Origin of the sequence: Pseudomonas asturiensis, from assembly GCF_900143095.1 — a bacterium.
Classification (GTDB): domain Bacteria; phylum Pseudomonadota; class Gammaproteobacteria; order Pseudomonadales; family Pseudomonadaceae; genus Aquipseudomonas; species Aquipseudomonas asturiensis.
On the sequence record NZ_FRDA01000003.1, the window covers coordinates 170,028 to 192,847 of the forward strand.

Here is a 22,820-nt window from a genome sequence, read left to right on the forward strand (position 1 = left end):
GTGGCAAGCCTCACCATGTCTTCGTTTTAGCGCTGTCACGTGGCAAACACCCCCCCACAGAAAAATAGCGTTTCTTCAGTGACTTATGGGTTGTTTTATAAGAGGCGGCTTGCTGGCGATCTGCCGGGAACCGGCAGCACGGCCTGCGCATGCGGGCAAGGCCTGCTGCGCAGCCCATCGCTGCCGTCGTAACCTGCGAAAGCTCCCACGCCCTGCGGGCAGAAGCGGATATCAGCGCCTTTTCACTATCCGACCGCTACAACCAGGCTTTGATCTGCGCACAGACCGCTGGTGTGGAAATGCCGTAGCGATCGTGCAGGGTCGGCAAGGCACCGGCGTCGAGAAACGCATCAGGCAGCGCAATCTGCCTGAAGGTCGGCGTGACGCCATTGCGCAGCAGCACCGTGGCAACCGCTTCGCCCAGCCCGCCGATGATCGAGTGGTTTTCCGCCGTCACCACCAGCCGTCCCGGTTTTCTGGCTTCGGCGAGGAGGGTCTGTTCGTCCAGCGGCTTGATGGTCGGCACATGCAGCACCGCGACATCCACGCCATCGGCCTGCAGTTCCTTGGCGGCCTCAAGCGCGCGCATGGTCATCAGGCCGGTGGAAATGATCAACACGTCATTGCCGGTGCGCAGGGTCTTGGCCTTGCCGATCTCGAACTGATAGCCGTACTCGTCCAGTACCAGCGGAACATTGCCACGCAACAGGCGCATGTACACCGGTCCCTGGTGCGCCGCGATGGCCGGTACGGCCTGCTCGATTTCCAGTGCGTCGCACGGGTCGACGATCATCAGGTTGGGCATGGCGCGAAAGATCGCCAGGTCGTCCGTGGCCTGATGGCTGGGGCCGTAGCCGGTGGTCAGGCCGGGCAGGCCGCAGACAATCTTGACGTTGAGGTTTTCCTCGGCAATCGCCATGCAGATGAAGTCATAGGCACGGCGCGAGGCGAACACCGCGTAGGTGGTGGCAAACGGTACACAGCCTTCGCGGGCCATCCCCGCCGCTGCGCTCATCAGCAGCTGTTCAGCCATGCCCATCTGATAAAAACGTTCGGGATGCGCTTTGGCGAAGATGTGCAGGTCGGTGTACTTGGACAGGTCCGCCGACAGCCCGACGATGTCCGAACGCTGATCGGCCAGTGCCGCCAGCGCATGGCCAAACGGTGCCGAACGGGTGGCCTGACCTTCGGAGGCAATCGAGGCGATCATCGCCGAGGTGGTGAGCTTTTTCTTCGCGGCAGGTGCCGCCGCAGGGTTCTGGTTGGCAGTGCTCATACGGTTTGCCCTTCGTCGAGGTTGTTCAGTGCAAGGTCCCACTCGTGTTCATCGACACGGATGAAGTGAGTCTTTTCGCGGGTTTCCAGAAAGGGCACGCCTTTGCCCATTTTTGTGTCGCAGATGATCACCCGAGGCTGTGCGCCCGGATGCTGGCGGGCGGCGTCGAAGGCGGCGACCAGCGCAGGCAGGTCGTTGCCGTCGACCCGTTGCGTGAACCAGCCAAAGGCCTGCCAGCGATCCACGATGGGCTCGAAGGCCAGCACTTCACTCGAGTGGCCGTCGGCCTGCTGATTGTTCACGTCGATGATCGCGATCAGGTTGTCCAGCTTCCAGTGGGATGCCGACATCGCTGCTTCCCAGGTCGACCCCTCGTTCAGTTCGCCGTCCGACAACAGGTTGTAAACGAAGGAGGCGGAGTGTTTGCGCTTCAACCCCAGGCATGCGCCGACCGCGATGCCAAGCCCGTGGCCGAGCGAGCCCCCCGTGATTTCCATGCCCGGCGTGTAGGCGGCCATTCCCGACATGGGCAGGCGGCTGTCATCCGAGCCGTAGGTTTCAAGCTCGTCCAGCGGAATGATTTCAGCCTCGATCAAGGCGGCGTACAGGGCAATGGCGTAGTGACCGATCGACAGGTAAAACCGGTCACGCAACTCCCATTCCGGGTCCTCGGGTTTGTAGTTCAAGGCGTGAAAGTAGGACACGGCCAACAGGTCGGCCGCCCCCAGCGCCTGGCCGACATAGCCCTGGCCTTGAACCTGGCCCATGCGCAAGGCATGGCGACGAATGTTGTGGGCACGCTGTACCAGCGACGTGGACGAGGCAGATAACGCTTGGGTTGTCATGGTGATGACTCCGATGATTCAACGATTGACCGAGGCAGCGGGGATGCGCAGGACCAGAAACGCGCCGATGAACAGCACGCCGGTGATCAGGTACATGCCGATGGCGCTGGAGCCGGTCGTGGTCGTGATCCAGCCGATCAGGTACGGCGAGCAGAAACCCGCCAGGTTGGCGAAGCTGTTGATGCCCGCAATGCCTGCCGCTGCGGACACGCCGCCGAGCAGGGTGGTGGGCAGCATCCAGAACAGGGACGAGGCCGAGAGCACGCCAGCCGCCGCCAGGCACAGGCTCAGCACCGAGAGCAGCAGGCTGTTGCCGAAGACCGCTGCCAGGCTCAGGCCCAGCGCACCGGCAATCATCGGGATTACAAGGTGCCAGCGGCGCTCGCGGTGCCGGTCGCCGCTGCGGCCCATCAACAGCATGGCGACGATGGCGCACAGGTACGGCACGCTGGTCATCAGGCCAATGTGCAGCGGGTCGGAAAGCCCGGCGTTGCGGATCAGCGTCGGCAGCCAGAAGGTGATTGCGTACTGACCCATGACTACGCAAAAGTAAATGCAGGCCAGCAGCCACAAACGGCGGTCGCGGATGAACTCACCGACCGAGGCGTGCACGACCTTCTGGCTGTTGTCTTCGGCCAGCTCCTTTGTGATCAGCGCTTTTTCATCATCGGTGAGCCAGGTCGCCTGATGCACGCCGTCTTTCAGGTAAGCCAGCACCATCAGCCCGACGATCACTGTGGGAATGGCCTCGATGACGAACATCCACTGCCAGCCCGCCCAGCCATGAAAGCCTGCGAATGTGGCCATGATGTAGCCCGACAGCGGCCCGCCGATCATCCCGGACAACGGAATGGCGACGAACCACAGTACCGTCATGCGCGCACGGCGATAGGAGGGGAACCAGTAAGTGAGGTAAAGCAGCAGGCCCGGTGCCAGACCGGCTTCGGCCACGCCGAGCAGAAAGCGCAGGCCGTAGAACTGCCAGGCGGTTTCAACGAACGCGAACAGGGCGGAAATGATGCCCCAGGAGATCATGATTCGGGCGATCCAGCGCCGTGCACCGACGCGATGCAGGATCAGGTTGCTGGGCACTTCACAGAGGAAATAACCGATGAAGAACATACCGGCGCCGAGGCCGTAGACGGCTTCGCTGAAGGCCAGGTCGTTCATCATGGTCAGCTTGGCAAAGCCGACATTGACCCGGTCCAGGTAGGCACACAGGTAGCACAGCATCAGGAACGGCATCAGCCGCCAGGCGGTCTTGCGGTAGGCATTGGCACGGGCGGTCGAAGCCGCGTCGAGGGGCATGGTGGTTATCATGATGGTCTGATCTCTTGTTTTTATAGACCGCCAGGCAAACCGGCCTGGCACGTCGTCGATCCAGAACAAATGCGGGCGTTACAGGTGTGAGTCAGCCCGCGGATGGCGATCAGTGAATCAACATGCCGCCGTTCACATCCAGCGTAACGCCGGTCAGGTATGAGGACAGGTCACTGGCCAGAAACAGTGCCGCATTGGCCACGTCCTGCGCCGCGCCCAGGCGACCCAGCGGAATGCCTTCGATGATCGCGTGGCGTCGCTCGTCCTGCATCAACCCGCCGGTGATGTCGGTATGAATCAGACCCGGCGCGATGGAGTTGATGCGAATCTGGTCCGGGCCGAACTCCCGTGCCATGGCCTTGCCCAGCCCAAGCACGCCCGCTTTCGCTGCGCTGTAGTGTGGGCCGCCGAAGATGCCGCCGCCACGCTGCGCCGAGACCGACGACATGCACACGATGCTGCCAGAGCCTTGCGCCCGCATGCTTGGAATTACGGCCTGCGACATCAACAGCGTGCCGCGCAGACTGACGTCCAGCACCTTGTCGTAATCGCCCGGACGGATGTCCAGTGTCTTGATAGGTTGGGTGATGCCAGCGTTGTTGACCAGCACGTCGATGCGGCCGAAGTGTTCGATGATCCTGGCAACGGCTTGTTTGACCTGGGATTCATCGGCCACGTTGGCGGCCAGCCCCAGATGGCCTTCACCCAACGCGGCGGCGGCGTCGCGTGCGGCGGATTCATCCAGATCGAGTATCACCACCCGTGCGCCGTGTTGCGCGAAGGTGACAGCGGTGGCACGACCGATTCCGCGGGCTGAAGCGGCACCGGTGATGATTGCGATTTTGCCTTGAAGCAGCATGAGGGGAGTCCTCTGATTATTGTTATGGGGTCGATCCAGGTGATCGATGAGCTCAGAGTGTTCCGGGGGCTGCTGGCGAGCAATAACGCAAACATCACTGGTCGATGAAAAAAATTCACCTCTCGTCAGAGCCCTCAGGCAGTGCTTGAATGGGAAGAACTCAATTTTCCTGATGCCTGGGAGCCTTATGCGGGCCGACAACGATGCACCCTCCAACCTGCCACCCTTGAAAGCCATTCAGGCCTTCGAGCAAACGGCACGTTTCGGCAACCTGGCTCGCGCCGCCGAAGTGCTGGATCTGACGCCGTCGGCGGTCAGCCATCAACTCGCCAGGCTGGAGGCGATGATTGGCCGGCAACTGTTCGTGCGTGCAGCACGCGGGGTGACGCTGACGCCGGTAGGCGAGCAGTACCTGAAAGAGGTTTCCGGCCTGTTGCACAGCCTGGCCGTGGCCACCGAGCGCGCCGCCAGCGACGTCAGCCTCGACTGCCTGCGTCTGCATTCGTCACCCAGTTTCGGGCTGCTGTGGCTGATGCCGCGTCTGGAAGCCTTTCGTATCAGCCACCCGGATATTCAAATCAACCTGTCGTGTTCCTACGAGTCGTTGCACTTCAGTCGTGACAAGATCGACGTCGATCTCCGCCATGGCCGACCCAATTGGCCGAGCTATGAAGTGCGTACCGTGCGTCACGAAACTTTCGCGGTGCTGGCGTCGCCGAAGCTGCTGGAACGATACCCGGTCAACAGCGCGACAGACCTGCTCAATGGTGAACTGATTCTGTCCGAAGCCACGCTGCTGAAGTGGCCCGAGCTGTTTGCCCAGCATGGCCTGGCGCGGCCGGAAAAACCCTACGCGTTGAGCTTTGATCGCTCCTATATGACGCTGGAGGCGGCCTGCCATGGCCTTGGCTTTGCGCTGGAAAGCACACTGCTGGCGCAGAAATACCTGCACAGCGGCGCGTTGCTGGAAGTCGCACCGCACCTGTTGAGTTCGCCGGTGGCTGCACACCACCTGGTGTTTCCCAAGGCCCACTCCAGCTTTCCCAGAGTCAGGCGCTTTCTGGAATGGATGGAGAGCGAGCTGGGTCACGGGTTCGTGTTCTGAATCCGGCTTCAGGCCTTGTGCAGGGCATCTTCGTGATGCATAGCCAAGTGCCCGGTCTTGTCGCTCTTGACCTCGTACTGGGGACTGTCTTTGGACGCAGGCCGGTGCTTGCCCATGAACGCCACGTCCTTGACGTGCACCTTGGTGATCTTGCCGCGTATTTCGCCAGCTTCGGAGTTCCAGCGCACGGCATCGCCAACCTTGAATGAAGTGGGCATGGGGGTTCTCCTTGAGGATTCCTGGTAGGTCTGGTTGTTAGAGGCCGGTATTCAGACAGCGTTCAGCCGGCCTGCAGACTCGCATCACCCGTGTCTCTTCTGTTATCGACAAGGCTGCGGTTGAGCACGCACTCAATGGGCACGCCTGTGCTCAATAAAACCTGATCAAGTTGTTGTTACGGCTGAACAGTCTTACTTGGCTGATGGCTATTGTCAGAGGACGCCATGCCTGCATGTCAGGATTTGGCTACATGACACTTATCATTTAAAAGATTCATTACTTTCAACAGGTTAATGGCTCTAGGCGTTTCTGTAGGGGCGGACTAAGTACGTTCGTTCCAGTGATGGAAAATCTTCGGCACCGCGCAAGTAATTTCCCGCCAATCGCCATTTTGTAACGTATTGTGTCCAGGTTGTATCCGTTACGTCATGGTGCTTTTAACAGGTCTCTACAGCTGTGTAGTTGTGGATTTTTTGTCGTTATTCCCATTGCAGGATTATTTATGCCCAGCCCAGATGGTTCGACCCCCGTTGATTTGCTGACTGAAGAACCCGCTGACGAACGTGTCACGAGTTTGCTGTACGGGCCTTACTGGACCGCCGGACCGTCAGGCAACCACCTGACATACAGTTTTCATAACGATCAATCGGTGTATGCCAGTGACTACAGTCGCAGTCAGGAACCGGGCGACGCCTTTTCGCTGAGTGCAGCTCAGGTAGCGGCCACCAAGAGTGCACTGGACGCATGGAGTGCGGTGGCGAACATCACCTTCACACAAGTCGAAGATACCGCCACCCAGGTCGGTGATCTGCGTTTTGGCGGGTTCAATGGCCTTAAAGGCACAGAGATGGGCCAGGCCTATGTTCCGGGCACCTTGCCCAGGTCTGGCGACGTCTGGATTGGACCTGACGTGAAGGTCGACAAGGTTGAAAAAGGCTCGCTGGATTACCTGACCTTCATTCATGAAATCGGCCACGCGCTGGGCTTGAAGCATTCGTTCGAAGGCTCGCAGTACAACGACGTGCTGCTCGACCCCAAGTTCGAAGACGCCCGCTATACCATCATGAGCTACACCAACGACTACAGCTTCAAGCCGACCACGCCGATGCTGCTGGATATCCTGACCATGCAGTACCTGTACGGCGCCAACATGTCGTATCACACCGGCAATGACGTCTACAAATGGGCGCCGGGTCAGTCGGTTTTCGAGACCATCTGGGACGCAGGCGGCAAGGACACGATCGACGCGAGCAACCAGACGGCGGCGGTCAGTCTCAACCTCAACCCAGGCGAGTTCAGCACCATCGGCAAGCCGTTCCTCAACTACAACGTGACACCCGACAGCCCGACGGTGATGGATTCAGGCCTGGCCATCGCCTACGGCGTGACCATCGAAAATGCCATCGGCTCGGCGTTCAATGACACGCTGATCGGCAACGACGCGGCGAACGTACTCGATGGTCGCGGTGGCGTGGACACCATGATCGGCGGGCTGGGCAATGATACCTATGTGATCGATCAGGCCGCCGAGCTGGGGCTGGTCAAGGAGCAGGCCAATCAGGGTGTCGATTCGCTCAAGATCACTTACGACAACCTCTCGCAGACCGCGGTCACCCTGGACCTCAACTCGGCGCAACTGGCCAACTTTGAAAACGTCCACGTGCGTGGCAAGGGCGCGTTCAACGTGGTGGGTAACGAGCGTGACAATACACTCACCGGCAACGACGCCAACAACGTTCTCGACGGCGGCGCAGGCAGGGACAAACTTGTGGGCGGCTTTGGCACTGACATCCTGACTGGCGGCTCAGGCGCTGACCGTTTCGTCTTCAACAGCGTTGCGGAAATGGGCAAGGGCCAGGCACGGGACGTCATCACGGATTTCAGCAGTCAGGAAGGCGACAAGCTGAGCTTTCTCAAGCTGGACGCCAATGCCGATACCCAGGCGCTGGACGCGTTCACCTTCATTGGCAGCGGCGATTTCACCGCTGCAGGCCAGCTGCGTTTCGTCGATCATGTGTTGTACGGCAACGTTAACGGCGACCTGCACGCGGACTTCGAGATCAAGCTGGTCGGCGTCGATACGCTCACGGCTCATGACATGGCGGCGTGAAACGCATGACCGATCGGGCGTGTGTCCACGTTCACAGGTGACAGCAACGGGCCCTTTATGGGCTCGTTGTACATCGAACACAGGTTCTTCTCGATGTTCTGGCACAGGTCATCCATGCGGATGCGGTGCTGACTGGTGCCGAACGGTGCCTGCAGGTCGGTGCCGATCCGCTCCATCGCCAACAGCAGGCAACCCACCACCGTCGATATCAGCGGGGTGAACCAGCCCAGGGTGGTCACCATGCTCAGCGGCATGATCACGCAGAACAATGCACTGAACAGCCTTGGGAAATAGACGTAAGGGTAGGGCAACGGCGTGTTGGCAATGCGCTCCATGCCGCCCTGGCAGTTGGACAGGTCGAGCAGGGTGGTTTCAAGCCGGGTGAAGCGGATGCTGTCCAGTCGGCCTTCGGCAAACTCGTCGGCAAGGATTCCCGCCGAGCCGTTGAGGATGTCATTGGGAACGTTGTTGCTGCTCAGCGCCCGTTGTATTTCAGACTCAGGGATCAGCCCGCCGAGTTGCGCCGCGCTGACATCGCCTCTCAGATGAGCTCGCAGTGCACGCAGGTAGGCCACGTGACGACGCAAAAGCAGGGTTTTTACCGGGTTGTGGCGGTGTAGGCCTTCTCCATCGATCAAGCTCAAGACCTGACGACCGTAACTGCGCGAGCTATTGACCATCGCGCCCCATAACGTGCGCGCTTCCCACCAGCGATTGTAGGCACTGGAGTTGCGAAAGCTGATCAGCACGATCAGCGCCGAGCACAACAGTGTCAGTGGCATCAGGGGAATGTCGATACCGCTGCCTTGCACCAGCATGACATCCATCGTCACGCCGATATCCCAGATCAACAGCCACAGCAGCGACCAGCCGACGTAGGTCAGCGTCCTTTTGAAGCACTTCCATTTCTTTTCAAAGAGACCGGTCATGAGGTTGCTCCTGTCCGGGGTTGGAGAATGACTTCTCACACAGTTGTAACAAGTCGTGACACAAACCTACGGGACGAGGCTTAACCGTCGCTTAATCGATGCACCGTGAGTCTTGCCTGCGTCCATTGCCTGGAACCTTCCCTGCACTGATGACCACCCAGCCTCAGTCGATCCTTTCAAGGGCAACCCTGAACACCTGCGTGACGCCTGTCACGGCTTGATCGACCGTCCCGAAGCCAACGCCACCAGGCAGGCAAGCTGTTTTCCGGGACACCTCCCCTGGCGCTTTGCCATTCGAACGGATGCACTCAAGAGGAAACTCCCATGACGCCTATCGTCAACCGTCCCATTCAACAGCCCGCTATTCAACTCAACGAAATCCACTCTGCCCATGAATCCGACGCGACCGGATATGTGGAAGCAACCAGCCCGACGGCTCACGCGGATCTGCAAGCGATCACGGATTACCTGAAAGATCAGGTCTTCGCCGCCCACAAGCTGCCGGCCCCGGCAGACAACGCTTCAAGCGAGGAACATGCCGCCGTACGGACCCATAACGAGAAGGTCGATGCGTTGGCCGACAGTCGCGCCAGACGCCTGCATGCCCAGGGCGAAACCAAAGGCACCATTGCCGACACCTTCGCCAAGGCGCAGAAGCTCGACCGGCTGGCGACTACCGCGTCCAGTTCATTGAGGGCCATGCCGTTTGCAGCCGCATCGGTGCTTCAGTACATGCAGCCTGCCATTAACAAGGGCGACTGGTTGCCGACCTCGTTGAAGCCGCTGACACCGCTGATCTCCGGCGCGCTGTCGGGTGTCATGGATCAGGTCGGCACGGGTGTGATGAACCGTGCCACCGATGACATTCATTACCTGGCCGCAGCACCGGAAAAACTTCATGACGTGATGGCCGCCTCCGTCAAACGCCATTCGCCAGGGCTCGTCCAGCAGTCTGTGGACCTGGGCATCGGCGTGCAGACTTACACGGCGCGCAATGCCCTGCGCACGGTACTGGCCCCGGCACTGGCGTCGCATCCCAAGGTTCAGGGTGCGGTGGACATCACCGTGTCGGCCGCAGGCGGCCTTGCGGCCAACGCCGGTCTGGGCAATCGCATGCTCAGCGTTCAGGCACGTGATCACTTGCGCGGCGGGGCGTTCGTGCTGGGCCTCAAGGACAAGGAGCCCAAGGCAGATCTGGAGGCAGAAACGGACTGGCTTGATGCCTATAACGCTATCAAGTCTGCCAGTTACTCCGGCGCAGCGCTTAATGCCGGCAAGCGCCTGGCCGGTTTGCCGCTGGACATTGCCACTGACGGGATGAAGGCGGTCCGCAGCCTGGTTTCGGCCACCAGCCTTACGCAAAACGGCCTGGCGTTGGCGGGTGGTTTTGCCGGGGTCGGCAAGTTGCAGGAAATGGCCACCAAAAATATCACCGACCCGGCCACCAAGGCGGCGGTCAGTCAGCTCACAAACCTGGCAGGTTCCGCAGGCGTATTCGCGGCCTGGACCACCGCTGGCGTGGTGACCGATCCTGCAGTGGATAAAGCCGAAGCGTTCGTCCAGGAAACGGTGAAGTCAGCCGCCTCCAGCGCAACCGGTTACGTGGCCAGCCAGACCGCAGAACTTGCCAGCGCGGGTCTGCGTGCGGGTGAAGAAGTGATCACGGCCACCGGTGCCACCTTACGCAACACCTTTGACACCTTGCGCCATCGCAACGTGCGTGAGCCCGATCTGGAAGAAGGTGGCATCCCGGCCGGGTCGCCGAGTGAGTGGCCTCTGGGGGCAGGGCGTTCCTGAACCCAGAGCTTCAATAAAACGTAAAAAGGGCGCGTTCGAAAGAACGCGCCCTTTTAGGTTGTGGCTTGAACGGTGTTTCAGGCTTCGGTGTGCTGAGTCGAAGCTTTGGTTTTGTCGTAAGCGTGTTTGACGTCGGTCATGGCGATGTTGCTGGTGGCCAGCTTCAGGTCTTCGCTGTCGCTTTTGACCAATGCGAACTTGCCGTGGTTGGCTTCGACGTTGTTCAGCTTCAGCTCCATGTCATCAAACTGTTTGCCACCGTTGGTGCGCACCAGCGTGCCGAAGTCGTCAGCCTTGAAGCCATCCATATTCAGGTGGGTGTTAGCGTTGAGTTGCACGACCTTGTCATTGGCACCTTTGGCGCTGCTGTCGAGGATGTTCAGATTGGTGACGTTGGCCCCACCTTCGCCCTTGACCGTGATCAGGTCTTCACCCACGTTGGCGGCGTGAAGATTCTGGATCGTCACGGCTTTCTCGTTGGCGGCACGAACATGAATGCCGTCAGCCTCGTTTTCGCCCAGGTTGACGTTCTTCAGCGTGGCGCCCTCGGCCAGCTCAAACAACGGTTTCTGGTTCTCGCTCTGGTCGCCGTTGCCTAGGTTGCTGCCAGCGGTGTAGGTCTTGCCGCCACCGTCAAACACCTGGCCTGGGCCTACCTTGATGGTTTCGTTCACCGTCACGGTATCGCCGGATGCCTTGGGCACTTCAACGGGTTTGATGCCAGACGCTGTGCCTGGGTCCGACTTGCCGGTCGGGCTGGTTGAAGGACTGGTTACCGAAGGGGATGTGCTGCCAACGCTGCTGTCGCCGCCGGTGCCTGTGTCCGTGGGCGTGCCGACACCGCCGCCAGTGCCACTGCCATTGGGTCCTGAAGTCGTTGGGGCGCCGCTGCCTGCATCGCCGCCGCCATCGCCGCCCGCTGCGGTCGGTGTACCTCCGCCACCGCCTGCGGCATCTGGCGTAACGCCGCCACCGTCGCCACCACCGCCACCGCTGTCAGTCGGCTGCGTACCCAGGCCACTGTTGTTCTGGTACGGGTCCTGTTGCTGCTGCTCATCGGCTGGATTTTTATCCTGGCCCGTCAGCTTCATGAGCATCTGTATGAGCGACATCAGCAGTGCAGTCAGCATCTTGATCACATTGTCCTGGCCTTCACCGGACTTGCTGCCATCGACTGCATTCTGATTGGTGACGTTGGGCGGACCGAAATTGACGTCTTGCTGCTTGCCCGTGTTGAACAGCAGGGCACCGGGATCGATGGATTGCTGGTTTTGCTGATCACCCACTGCGTTCTGCTGAGGGCTTTTGCCACTCAATGCCGAGAAGTCCAGTGCGGGCGAAGTGCCTTGAAGCGGGCGTGGCGAAAGACCGATGCTCATGTGCTTACCTCGTTGATGACACGTTGGCGAGCGAGGTCCTGAATCCATCAGGAAGGATCGCTGCGTCCCTGTCGGTTCGATATCGGGAGTGAGGGCGTTTGGATTGACGTTGCGTGAAGTGAGTGGTTACGAGCGAAGGTGCAGTTCCCGTTCTGTCCGGGTTTTACCCACGCCTGTGCGCTGCCGGTCACTGAACCAGGCCCTGGAAACAGACCGGTGCGCGGAACCGATCAAACCTTTCGGCCACACAGTGTTCGGCATCTTCAGATCCACTCTCTAAAGGACTATGCGATGAACACTTCCACGACCGCCTTCGCCCGTTTCATCAACGCGTTGGGCACTCAGTTGGGCACCCCGCTGTCGGTGCAGAACGGGGTGTGTGCCCTGTACGACAGCCAGGACCACGAAGTTGCCGTGATCGAGCTGCCCGAACACAGCGAGATGGTGGTCTTCCATTGCCGCGTCGGTCGCACCCCGGAGCGCGCCGCGGACCTGCAACGCCTGTTGAACCTGAATTTCGATGTCGCGCGCCTGCATGGTTGCTGGTTCGCACTGGATCAGGGCAACGTACGCCTGTGTGCCCAGCGTGACCTGGCGTCACTGGATGAGGCGGGGTTCTGTAACATGACTCGCGGTTTTATTGCCCAGGCACGTGAGGCCCGCACCGTCGTGCAAGCCTGATACTGCGCGTTGTCAAAAAGCGCCGACCTGGATCGGCGCTTTTTTACGTCAGCTTTTCAGCACCAGCCCGGCCTGATTCAACGTGTTGGCTGCTTCCTTGAGGTTTTCCGAGGGCCTGGACTGCTCGCCGTCGAAGGTGTAGCCAATCGGCGTGTCCTGGTCTTCACCGTACTGGAATACGATACGGCCGACCGTTTTGGTCACGCTGAGCGAGGCCCCGCTGTTGTAGCTGACCAGAGGTGTGGGTGAGGTGAAGTTTTCCGGTTGAGTGGCAGTGTGGAACACCGTCAGGGCCCTGATGCGCATGTCGTTGCGATTCTCCAGCCGAGTCGCGAGCTCGCCTTGGGTCATGGTGCCTGCGCGGCTGCCCTCGTCGATGGCGTCGATCAGTGAGTCCTTGGGTTCCAGACGGACTCGGGCCAGCGTGCCTTCGCTGGCCTGCATGCCCTTGAGCAGAGCCTTGAGCTTGGGATCGCGCTCCATCAGGTCGGCGACTCTGGACGCGTTGCTGGGGTTGCTCAGCTCCTTCACCGAACCCACGATGCTGGTGATCATGCTCTGTTCGTCCAGGCGCGAGAGGTTGGTGTAGTTGCTTTCAAAGCGCGCATTTTCCAGCACGCTGTGGTTGTTGGCCGAGGCTTCGTGCTGCACGGCTGCGCGCTTCACTTCGCGTACCGCCTTGTATTGCGCATCCGTGCGCGACGGTCTTTCGGCCACGAACGCCGTCAGCCCGTCCAGTCTTGACTGGATGGCTTGCTCAGGAGTCTTGTCGACATAGCGCGGGTCAAGTGGGTCGGCCAATGCCGCCAGCGCGGCTTTCGACGCTGCATCCTTGTAAGCGCCCTTGAGGCTGTCGGAGAGCTTGTCCAGCGTCTTGGTGGTCATGGGCTGAGCCACCTGATAGCGGAATTTCACGCGTTTGGTGGTTCTGGAATCCACTGTTCCCGTGACCGTTACGCCCATGTTGTTGGCCGCTGACTGGGTACCGGGTTGCGCCAGCGGGCCGGGATTGGTGTGGGTGCCGCTAAGCTGTGCGCGTCCGCCGAACGCACCGATCAAGGTATTGAGCAATCGTGGCCGGTTCTTGCCACCTTCACGCAGATGGACCTTGTCGTTGTTCTGCTCCAGCGAGTAATCGGTGTAGGTCAGCAGGTTGACGGTGACGCTGGCTGCGATGCCGAGTCGAGCGACCGCCGACAATGGTTTATCGCCGTTTTCGGACAGGTCAAAGCCGACACGGAAGTCGACGTTGGCGCCGGCGGTGATATCGAAATTGAAGCGTCGGGCTTCGTACGTTTCGTGGTCGGCAGCCTTTTGCAGGACCTGCATCGGGTTTACCTTGCCTTCGAACAGGTCATCGACAAACTGGTCGATGTCTTCATCCGGCACTCGAAACACCACCCCGGCCCGCTGTGAACCTGCGCCGGTGACTGTCGCGTCGACGCCGAGCCGCAAGCCGGGCGTCAACTTGCGTTTGTTGCCGATATCGACCGCGCGAGCGGGGTTGTTCTCGTCGAAAAGGACTGGCCAGTAATCCTTGCCGCCACCCACGCCGCCACTCAGGCTGCCTGCCGCTTCGGTCATCAGATACAGCGTGATTCCTGCTTCGCCGCGTTCGGCGTTGAGAATGTAGTTGCGATTGCCGGTGGCGGACGCGGTAGGCCATGGGCCTGGCGTATGGTTGGCGAGCACGGTGAAGGGGCTGGTGAAGTTCAGGCCGTAGCTGCGCTGGAGGCTGATTTCATCATCGGCATGTTCCAGTTGCTTGAGGGTTGCCTTCAGATTGGTGGCCAGTTCTGCCTGGTCCTTGGCACCGCTGGCGGCACGCAGATTGACGCTGGTGGCATGGTCGGCTTTCTTGAAGGACTTCAGGAACGATTTGATCGCATCGTAGGCGCTCTCAAGCGCTGCGTGATTGGTAAAGCCCATGTCGGTCACTTGCTTGACCGGGTTTTCGCCGTAGGTGGTTTCTTTGAGGTGAGTGAGCTTTTCCTGCAACGGTCCCAGGTCGCTGTTCGGACCGACCAGTTCAAGCTGATCGAGCAGGTTGGCAAGGCTTTTGAGCGTGACCACGTCCAGCGCCAGACGCGCCTTGCTCAACGCGAGCTCGTCACCTTTGTCGCGGCGTTGTCCCAACGGAATATCGGCTTTCTGGTGAGAGACCTTCAGGCCGTTGTCCTTGAGGACTTCCAGCAACTGACCGGTGCGGTTTTCTGCTGACGGGGCGATCTGGGTCAGTGCGTCCTGCAACTCCTTGACCAGGTCATGACCGGAGTTCTTGAAGTTGAGTTTAGCCCCTAGATCGCTGAGCTTCTTGCCCATCTGGGTGCGCGCGGATTTTTCTGCCAGTTCGCCGTGCAGGTTCAGCAGCCCATCACGCTGGCGCAGGCTTTTGAACTGGCCGTAGCCCTGGCCAATGTCGACCAGTGCGGTGTAGGTGTGTTTTTCCAGCTCATCGCGGAACGCCTCCAGGTCCTTGACCAGATCCGCGCCCGCCGGACCCAGATCAAGACGCGCGATACGGGCCTTGAGGTCGTTACCTGCGGCCGGTGGCGTTTCACCGGTTTCATGAATCAGTTCAAGCTGCTTGAACACCGTGGACTGACAGTCATAGACCGGACGCAGTCCTTCACGCCCCTGGTAACTGTGTTGCACATAGTCGCCGACGTTCTTCATCCAGCGCGGCGCTTCAAGGGTGTTCTTGTAGATGTTGGCGCGGACGAATTCTTTGGTGCTGGCGCGATTGCCTTTTTCCATGCCACTGCGGCCCAGCACGTTGATGTCCATCCTGCCAGTGCCGCCAGTGCCGGGAATACGCTTGGTTTTCAACGTGCCTGTGATGCGCGAGAACAAGTCGTTCAGGCCGTTCTGTTCCACTGGGCGCGGCACTACCGCTTGCCAGTTGCCGCTTTTGAGCTGGAGCAGGCCATCTCCGGCCGCGTCCTCGACCTTGGCGCTCAGGATATTGTCATCGTTGCTGTAAAGGGCGGCGACGGGCTGGCCGTCGGGCGACGCGACAGGTGTCCAGCTGGCCTCTGGATGATCGGCAGGTTTGGCGGCTTGCCAGATGTCCTTGGTCAGGCGGAACAGTTCGCCTGTGCTGGTCAGGGCATGCAGGTTGTGCTTTTCATCCAGGGCAAGTGTTTTGATGTCGCCCGCAAGCCCCGGAAAACTAAGGTCGACGGGCTTGCGATCTTTATGGTGGGCGGTGAGTCGGCCTTGATCATCGAGGGCGACGAACTGCTTGTCAGAGACCATGGCGAAGGCCTTGATCAGTCGGTCATCCAGACCTTCGATCTCCTCGCCCATGGCGACCTTGGTCGAGCGGGGGGCCTGGGCCAGCGATGTGGTCGAGCCGAACGCAGCCTTGTGGTGCTCGGGGCTGACGTCGAGCTTGTGCAGTTTGCCACCCTTGAGCACATAGGCGTTGCTGTCGGCGCCGCGTTGCAGTAGGTCGATGTCCTTGATGTCGGTGTCTTTCCAGGCCTGCGGGGTCGCATCCCAGCGCTGAATCCGGCCGGCGTTGATGCCCACCAGCCCGGACCGATCCAGATTGAGTCGGTCGGCAGGCGCAGGCTCGGTGGTTTGCGTCAGGCCACGTACATTGTCCAGCACCAACGCGTCGGTGAGGTTCCAGCCACTGTCCAGTTGCGCGCGCTGTTCGTCGAGTGCGTGAGAGTGGACGCTGCCAGCGCGATCCTGGACCAGCGCATGCAGGCGGCCGTCATCGCCGCTGATGAACCCGGTGACCATGCTGTGACTGCCACCGGCCATTAGATAATGTTCGCGCTCAGGCATCAGCCGCAGCAATGGGTCATCACTTTCGAATGCCTGACGATCGGCACTGTAAATCCTGCCCTGAGTGTCGGCGACGAACAGCCGATCCGCGCTCAAACCAACGGCCGCTGCCTCAGACTGTCCGCCGTCGAGCTCCAGTACCTTTTGCCGTTTTGCGCCTCCGATGCCGGGGCTCATGTCCGCCAGCAGGATGGACTGCACATCATCGCCGCTGAGCAGCGCCGCAGTGTTATCCGGCGCAACCGAAAAGGATTTGAGGTCTTTGGCCTCAAGGTGCGGCATCAGCGGGCTGGAAAGGTCGACCAGAACGTCATCGCTTTTTGCGTAGACGGCGCCGTTGCCGCCCATTGTCAGTGCATTGAATGCAATGTCTTCAGTGCCCTCGGGGGCTTTCCAGCTGGCACTGTTCTGATCGAATTCATACAGCCTGTCTTCATGCACCCGCATGCGCTGGCCATCGGGTCCCTGATACACGCCGGTGATGTGGGCGATGTGCGCCTTGCCCGGCAGGCCCTGGGTCGCATTGCCCGCCGGTGCCTGAATGCGGGCCTGCCCGCCGTCACTCTGCAACTTCACCGTCAAGGGATCGCCGCCCTGCAGGTTGGGCAGTTGACCGCTGCTGCGAATCAACGACAGCGAGTCATTGTGCTGATCCAGATGAAGCAGATGCCCGTCGGATTCGAGCAGCAGATGCTGGTTTGCGTCCGGCCGGCTGTCATGCGCCAGATACGTCTGGCCGGGCTTGGCCAGGATGCTGTTGAGCAGTGGTCCGACACCGGGCGGGCTGAACGTCGTGAAGTCGGCCTGGCCATTGAGGCCCAGCGCAATCGTATTCTGCGGCTGGGCGAGACGCTCAAGACGATCCTGCTGCATCTCGAAGCGCCCGCCATTGCTGCGCGACAGTGCGGATGCCAACGTCGATGTGGATTCGGAGTCAGGTGCATATCCGGATAAAGAGGCGGGTGCAGATGAAGATGCAGAGGCAGATACCGAACGGGGAGGGTGTTCAGGATCAGAGGCATGGCTCAATCCGGACACCGATGAGGATTCGGATCCGGGTGCATAGCCAGATCCTGATGCATAGACAGACGTCGATGCCGAGACCGATTCGGATTCCGACCCTGGTGCATACCCGGATGAAGAGGCCGATCTCGATGAGGACCCAGGCACCGGTGTGCGTATGGGCGTGCTCGTGCTTCTGGCGTTGTTCGTGCCGGTGGCAGTCTGGCGAGGTGGATGAGGCTTCTGGAACAGCCTTCCAACACCGTGAGCCATCCGCTTGCCGATAGTGCTCAGAGAGTGGGCGCAGCCTTGGGTCGGTCGCCGGGCTCGTTGTTGGTGTACGTCAGTGTTTGTGCTGGTACTGGCAACCGCTTCTGGCTGCACGTTAAGTCCGGTGTTCCGGTGCGTTGAATTTACGAGCACGCGATTATCTCCCTGTTTGGCCCGATGGAGCCTTTGACGAATCCCGAGAAGTCTTGCCTGTGTCTGAGTGGCAAGGGCGCGGCCGCAGGTTCCATGCGATACGTGGCAGGTTGGACGGTCCCGCCCAAGGGGGAGTGTCCGCCCTCAGGGAACCGGAATGCCGGACAAGCCACGTAGGGTCTACACGATCAGGACATCCCCGCTCATGCCAGCCGTTGACCCTCATCTTACGAGCCGCCATTCGCTTGCCCGCTCGATTCGCATCGCCGCCCTGGCGCTGGGCTCGTTGTGCGCAGGCTGCCAGTCCGTGGACTACGCCCAGCCGCGCGCCGAGCGCACCCCAAGGCTCATCGCGGGCCTGAATTACAGCCCCGATGTGTATCCGTCGAGCGGGACATCGCTTGAGGTGCCCGATGATCTGCCTGTCTATAACGGGGAAGATGTGTGGCAGCGGGTTGCCCAACGCAGCACGCTGGTAAAAGGTAAGGACATTAACGAACGGATCGCCCGCCAGCGTGACTGGCTGCTGAGCAACCGTGGCTTTTTGAAAGGTGCCAGTGAGCGAGCCGCGCCCTATCTGCACTTTATTGTCGAGCGTCTGGATGAGCGCAGGATGCCGATGGAGCTGGCGTTATTGCCGATGATCGAAAGCGCCTACAACCCCATGGCCAACTCGTCGGCCGCTGCGGCGGGTCTATGGCAGTTCATTCCGTCCACGGGACGTGATTTCAACCTGCATCAGAGCGCGACCTACGACGCCCGGCGTGACGTGGTGGCGTCCAGCAAGGCGGCCATGGATTACCTCACGCGCCTGCACGATGAGTTCGACAATGACTGGCTGCTGGCGCTGGCCGCCTACAATTGCGGAGAGGGCACTGTGGGCCGGGCGGTCGAAGCCAATCGACGGCGTGGACTGCCCACCGATTACTGGAGCCTGTCGCTGCCCAGGGAAACCCAGGACTATGTGCCGCGCCTGCTCGCGCTGTCGTTGCTGGTGCGCAATCCGGAAGCCTACGGTGTGAAGCTGACACCGGTCGCCAATACAGCGTATTTCGACGTGGTTGAACTCAATCATGCCGTGGACATTCCCCGGCTGGCTGCCACCGCAGGCGTGGATGAAGGGCAGTTGTTGAGGCTCAACTCAGCCTTTTTGCGCAAGAAGACCCCGGACGGTCCGGGGCGACTGCTGGTGCCCAAGACTCAAAAGCAGCTGCTGACTGCCAGTCTGGCGCGTATGAGGGGAGAGCCGTCCTGGGTGGCGCCTGCACCTGTATCTGAACCCGCATCTGCACCTGCACCTGTAGCACCTCCTGTCATGCCGCAGCGGGTAGCGGAACGGGGGCCGGTTCCCAAGGTTGTGAAGTCGGTTCCCGTCGTCATGGAGCGGCCAACGCCAACGCCAACACCGTCCGTTGTACCTGAACCTGCGCCGCAGCGACCCATGCCTGAGACTGTCGCTGACCGTTCATCACCCGTTTCACCACCGCCCGTCGCTGTGGAGCGGACACCTCAACCCTCACCACCTCCCGTGGTCGAGAATCGGGAGCGTCGCACGCAGCCGGAAGTGCTGCGAGCAGGTCCGCGTGTTGTGGTGCTTGCGAGTGATCCACGCCAGTAGATTGCGCGCGACAGGTACCCGCGATATCCCTCAGGTGCGCCCTTTTTTGGTGCCTTTGTCGGCTGCCAAGTCGATTTGTAACGGCTTAAATACAACGCTTGGCCTTGCTGAGCCTGCCTGCCATATGCCGTATCCATAGCTGGATGGGTCATTTAACTATCGAAAAACTCGGTTAATAAGATGAGCTTTTTAGATGTTTTGTGTCGGCATCTTTACACACATTTAGAAACATTCGGTTGATGGGATCCCATCTGCAAGCCTGATGACCACAAGATTTATTGAACTTTTTTACAAAGCCACTGAGCGGGTTCGCGCTGAATCCTTTCTGCTCAATTTACTCTTCTTTTTGGCCTGACCTTTTAGGTGCGTGCGCCCCACGCGTTCGGATTGCCGAATGGTTGATGGCATAAAGGTATCACTCTTGGCCTCGTGTAACCCTTGTGGGTCAATAGGGCGGGAGCGTGACGTCGTCCGGCGTTCGGAAAACCGACTGCTTTCGGTGTCACGCACTTCTAACTAAATGCCGATAACATCATTATATTGAAGTGTGTTTCTTTTTTATGACATGTCTTTGTTTGGGGGGGCGGTGAACAGTATGTCGCCATAAAGGCGCTGTTTAATTCATCATGTCTTTTAGTTGGGTGTTTAAGCGCGCCGTCTTTAACGTGCGCTCTTTTACTGCCTGGATTCTGGCAAGTTGTTTCAAGTGAGAGTCGCCTCTGGATTACCGTAGGTCTGCTCGGTTTTGGGGCGTCAACCGACCAGGTGCGGCTGAGAATGCTTCTTGACAAACGTCTGCGTAGGCCCGTCCTGGGCCGTGAAACCGGCGTAGGGGGCGGTTTGTAGCCATCTAACTGGTTGAGAAACCTCAAATAACGATAGTTTAAAATAATCGTTTGAAAAGACTCGCTCTATCAATGCGTCATTCTTTGTAGGATGATGCTACTTTGATATTATTTTCTGAATGTGTGACTCTTTTCTCAGTGCGTGGGGAACTAAATCCATATATTCGTGCCTTGTAAGTCGTGGTATTACTAGTGCGCCTGCATCCACAGTGAGAGTGAGCAATGAACGCAAAAGGCGATGTAAGCGGCCGAGGATGTCATCCAGATAGTGCATTGTCGGCCTTTCATGAAATTGCAATGAATAGCGCAGTACTGGATATGGACTTGCTGTTGTGCGGGGAGACCGGGACCGGCAAGGACACCCTGGCCAACCGCATCCACGCGCTCTCCAATCGGCCGGGCGCGTTCATCGGTATGAATTGCGCGGCCATCCCGGAGTCGCTGGCCGAAAGCCAGCTATTCGGCGTGGTCAACGGGGCGTTCACGGGCGTTTGCCGCTCCCGGGAGGGCTACATCGAAGCCGCTCAGGGCGGCACGCTGTACCTGGACGAAATCGACAGCATGCCGATGAGCCTGCAAGCCAAGCTTTTGCGTGTACTGGAGTGTCGAGGCGTTGAACGCCTGGGCTCGACGGCATTCATTCCCGTGGATTTGCGAGTGATTGCCTCCGCCCAGCGGCCTCTGGATGAACTGGTGGAACAAGGACTTTTTCGGCGCGACCTGTTCTTCAGGCTCAATGCACTGACGCTGCAGCTGCCAGCGTTGCGTACACGTCGCGAACATATTTTGCCGTTGTTCGACCAGTTCACCCAGAGCATCGCGCAGGATTTCGGAAGGCCTGCTCCGACGCTGGACAGCGCCCGTGTGTTGATGCTCCTCAGTCATGACTGGCCTGGCAACATTCGGGAGCTCAAGTCGTCTGCCAAACGGTTTGTGCTGGGTCTCCCTCTTCTCGGCGCAGAGCCGCCCGAGGTCCGGGATTCAGCCATGTGCCTGCGGACACAACTGCGTGTCATCGAAAAAAGGCTCATCCAGGACGCCTTCAAGCGGCACCGTCACAATGTCGATGCTGTGCTGCAGGAACTCGAACTGCCCCGACGCACCCTGTACCACCGCATGAAGGAGCTGGGCGTGGCTGGCCACATCGCCGCCTGACGCCTGATCTGGGTTTCCGATCCGAGTTTGTGTAATCCGGCTACTCATAGTGTGGGGTCATGGATGAGCGTTGATGTGGGTTTTGATGATGATTTCGATGACGAGCGTGTGCCGAATCTGGGAATTGTCGCTGAAAGCATTTCGCACCTGGGGATCGACGTGTTGCTGTCGGGGGAAACCGGTACGGGCAAGGACACCATTGCCAAACGCATCCATGCGATGTCCGGGCGCAAAGGACGTCTGGTCGCGATGAACTGTGCGGCCATTCCGGAAACCCTGGCGGAAAGCGAACTGTTCGGCGTGGTCAGTGGCGCCTACACCGGCGCCGATCGCTCACGGGTCGGTTACATCGAAGCGGCGCATGGCGGTACTTTGTACCTGGATGAGATCGATAGCATGCCCCTGAGCCTGCAGGCCAAGCTGCTGCGAGTGCTGGAAACCCGTTCAATCGAGCGCCTGGGTTCCACGTCGAGCATCAAGCTCGACATCTGCGTGATCGCGTCGGCCCAGCGCTCGCTGGACAATGCGGTGGAAGAGGGCGCCTTTCGCCGCGACCTGTATTTTCGCCTCAATGTCCTGACGCTCAAGTTACCGCCGCTGCGCACCCAGCATGAGCGCATCGTGCCCCTGTTCATCCGTTTCGCGAACGTCGCTGCCAATGAATTGAACGTGACAGCGCCCAGAGTGTGTTCGTTGTTGCAGCAAACCCTGCTCGACCATGACTGGCCTGGCAACATTCGTGAACTCAAGGCCGCTGCCAAGCGCTTCGTGCTCGGCCTGCCATTGCTGGGAATCGAGGCTTCGGATGACGAGCGCCAGAACTGTGGGCTCAAATCGCAGCTGCGGTGCATCGAGAAAGTCCTGATTCAGGAGTCGCTCAAGCGCCATCGCAACTGTGTCGATGCGGTCAGTCAGGAGCTGGACATGCCGCGCCGCACGCTCTACAGGCGCATCAAGGAATTGCAGATCTGATTTTTGCATCGGGCCTGGAACCGATCTGCCAGTCGTTGCCACCTATCTGTACCAAGCAATCACGCTGGTTACGATAAGGGGTTTCACATCATGGTCGCACCTGTAGGTCTCACCTCGAAAATCACCAACATGTTCAACAGCGGCGTCAGTGCTGCGGGCGGAGTGGCGCAGGGCGTGAACACCGTCTCCTCCACGGCTCAACTGCAGGGTGCAATCCTCAAGGGCACCGGCGGCAGCGCAGCAGTCGATGCGCAGGAACGCTCCAGCCGCGAGCAGGATGCCAACCAGGCCAAGCTGATCGACATGCAGTCCAAGGAAACGATCAAGAAGCAGACCATGGACGTGCTCAACGCCATCCAGTCCGGCAAGGACGACTCGTCGAACAAGAAAATCAGTGCCACGGCGCAGACGACCAAAGGTATCAGTTACTAATTCTTTCTGATTGCCCCCTCGTCAGAGGGGGCCGCTACCTTAGGATGGGTGTTTC

Annotated in this window: 16 protein-coding genes; 8 read left to right on the plus strand and 8 right to left on the minus strand. The window is 59.7% G+C overall.

Annotated elements, in window-relative coordinates; genetic code table 11:
- Positions 1-256: 256 nt before the first annotated feature.
- From BUB69_RS06450 to BUB69_RS06465, 4 genes are all read right to left on the minus strand, one after another.
- Positions 257-1,276 (minus strand): transketolase family protein, encoded by a 1,020-nt coding sequence (locus tag BUB69_RS06450; RefSeq protein ID WP_073163539.1) that lies wholly within the window; start codon positions 1,274-1,276, stop codon positions 257-259.
- Positions 1,273-2,121: a transketolase gene (locus tag BUB69_RS06455; protein ID WP_073163542.1), complete on the minus strand. Its 849-nt coding sequence runs from the start codon at positions 2,119-2,121 to the stop codon at positions 1,273-1,275. The genes BUB69_RS06450 and BUB69_RS06455 overlap by 4 nt, the downstream gene beginning before the upstream one ends.
- A gap of 18 nt (positions 2,122-2,139) precedes the next feature.
- A complete protein-coding gene (locus BUB69_RS06460) occupies positions 2,140-3,441 on the minus strand; it encodes an MFS transporter (RefSeq protein WP_073163544.1) in 1,302 nt (433 codons plus the stop codon).
- 109 nt (positions 3,442-3,550) lie between these two features.
- Positions 3,551-4,300 carry an SDR family NAD(P)-dependent oxidoreductase gene (locus BUB69_RS06465; RefSeq protein WP_073163546.1) on the minus strand — a complete coding sequence of 250 codons (750 nt, stop codon included), beginning with the start codon at positions 4,298-4,300 and terminating at the stop codon, positions 3,551-3,553.
- A gap of 187 nt (positions 4,301-4,487) precedes the next feature.
- Between BUB69_RS06465 and BUB69_RS06470 the strand changes: the two genes are divergently transcribed.
- Positions 4,488-5,405, plus strand: a complete 918-nt coding sequence (locus BUB69_RS06470) for a LysR substrate-binding domain-containing protein (protein ID WP_073163547.1) — start codon at positions 4,488-4,490, stop codon at positions 5,403-5,405.
- A gap of 8 nt (positions 5,406-5,413) precedes the next feature.
- On the opposite strand, the gene BUB69_RS06475 is transcribed toward BUB69_RS06470, so the two are convergent.
- Positions 5,414-5,623, minus strand: coding sequence for a hypervirulence associated TUDOR domain-containing protein (locus BUB69_RS06475; protein WP_024694286.1), 210 nt, complete (start codon positions 5,621-5,623; stop codon positions 5,414-5,416).
- 503 nt (positions 5,624-6,126) lie between these two features.
- On the opposite strand from BUB69_RS06475, the gene BUB69_RS06480 reads away from it, so the two are divergent.
- Positions 6,127-7,734, plus strand: a complete 1,608-nt coding sequence (locus BUB69_RS06480) for a M10 family metallopeptidase C-terminal domain-containing protein (RefSeq protein WP_073163549.1) — start codon at positions 6,127-6,129, stop codon at positions 7,732-7,734.
- Here BUB69_RS06480 and BUB69_RS06485 read toward each other — a convergent pair.
- Positions 7,716-8,663 (minus strand): bestrophin family protein, encoded by a 948-nt coding sequence (locus tag BUB69_RS06485; protein WP_073163552.1) that lies wholly within the window; start codon positions 8,661-8,663, stop codon positions 7,716-7,718. The two genes, BUB69_RS06480 and BUB69_RS06485, sit on opposite strands and share 19 nt — an antisense overlap.
- A gap of 324 nt (positions 8,664-8,987) precedes the next feature.
- Here BUB69_RS06485 and BUB69_RS06490 point away from each other — a divergent pair, with 324 nt between their 5' ends.
- Positions 8,988-10,460 carry a type III effector gene (locus BUB69_RS06490; protein WP_073163554.1) on the plus strand — a complete coding sequence of 491 codons (1,473 nt, stop codon included), beginning with the start codon at positions 8,988-8,990 and terminating at the stop codon, positions 10,458-10,460.
- 77 nt (positions 10,461-10,537) lie between these two features.
- On the opposite strand, the gene BUB69_RS06495 is transcribed toward BUB69_RS06490, so the two are convergent.
- On the minus strand, positions 10,538-11,839 hold the full coding sequence (locus BUB69_RS06495; RefSeq protein WP_073163556.1) for a pectate lyase: 1,302 nt from the start codon (positions 11,837-11,839) through the stop codon (positions 10,538-10,540).
- 291 nt (positions 11,840-12,130) lie between these two features.
- Between BUB69_RS06495 and BUB69_RS06500 the strand changes: the two genes are divergently transcribed.
- A complete protein-coding gene (locus BUB69_RS06500; RefSeq protein ID WP_073163558.1) occupies positions 12,131-12,520 on the plus strand; it encodes a type III secretion system chaperone in 390 nt (129 codons plus the stop codon).
- 48 nt (positions 12,521-12,568) lie between these two features.
- Here BUB69_RS06500 and BUB69_RS06505 read toward each other — a convergent pair whose 3' ends face one another.
- Positions 12,569-17,191, minus strand: a complete 4,623-nt coding sequence (locus BUB69_RS06505) for an AvrE-family type 3 secretion system effector (protein ID WP_425439353.1) — start codon at positions 17,189-17,191, stop codon at positions 12,569-12,571.
- A gap of 757 nt (positions 17,192-17,948) precedes the next feature.
- Here BUB69_RS06505 and BUB69_RS06510 point away from each other — a divergent pair.
- The 4 genes from BUB69_RS06510 (at position 17,949) to BUB69_RS06525 (ending at position 22,765) form a co-directional block, all read left to right on the plus strand.
- Positions 17,949-19,361 carry a transglycosylase SLT domain-containing protein gene (locus BUB69_RS06510; protein ID WP_073163563.1) on the plus strand — a complete coding sequence of 471 codons (1,413 nt, stop codon included), beginning with the start codon at positions 17,949-17,951 and terminating at the stop codon, positions 19,359-19,361.
- 1,067 nt (positions 19,362-20,428) lie between these two features.
- Positions 20,429-21,361: a sigma 54-interacting transcriptional regulator gene (locus BUB69_RS06515; RefSeq protein WP_073163566.1), complete on the plus strand. Its 933-nt coding sequence runs from the start codon at positions 20,429-20,431 to the stop codon at positions 21,359-21,361.
- A gap of 63 nt (positions 21,362-21,424) precedes the next feature.
- Positions 21,425-22,333: a sigma 54-interacting transcriptional regulator gene (locus BUB69_RS06520; RefSeq protein ID WP_073163568.1), complete on the plus strand. Its 909-nt coding sequence runs from the start codon at positions 21,425-21,427 to the stop codon at positions 22,331-22,333.
- 90 nt (positions 22,334-22,423) lie between these two features.
- Complete coding sequence (locus BUB69_RS06525) at positions 22,424-22,765, plus strand: type III secretion system major pilin HrpA (RefSeq protein WP_024687625.1); 342 nt, start codon at positions 22,424-22,426, stop codon at positions 22,763-22,765.
- Positions 22,766-22,820 lie beyond the last annotated feature (55 nt).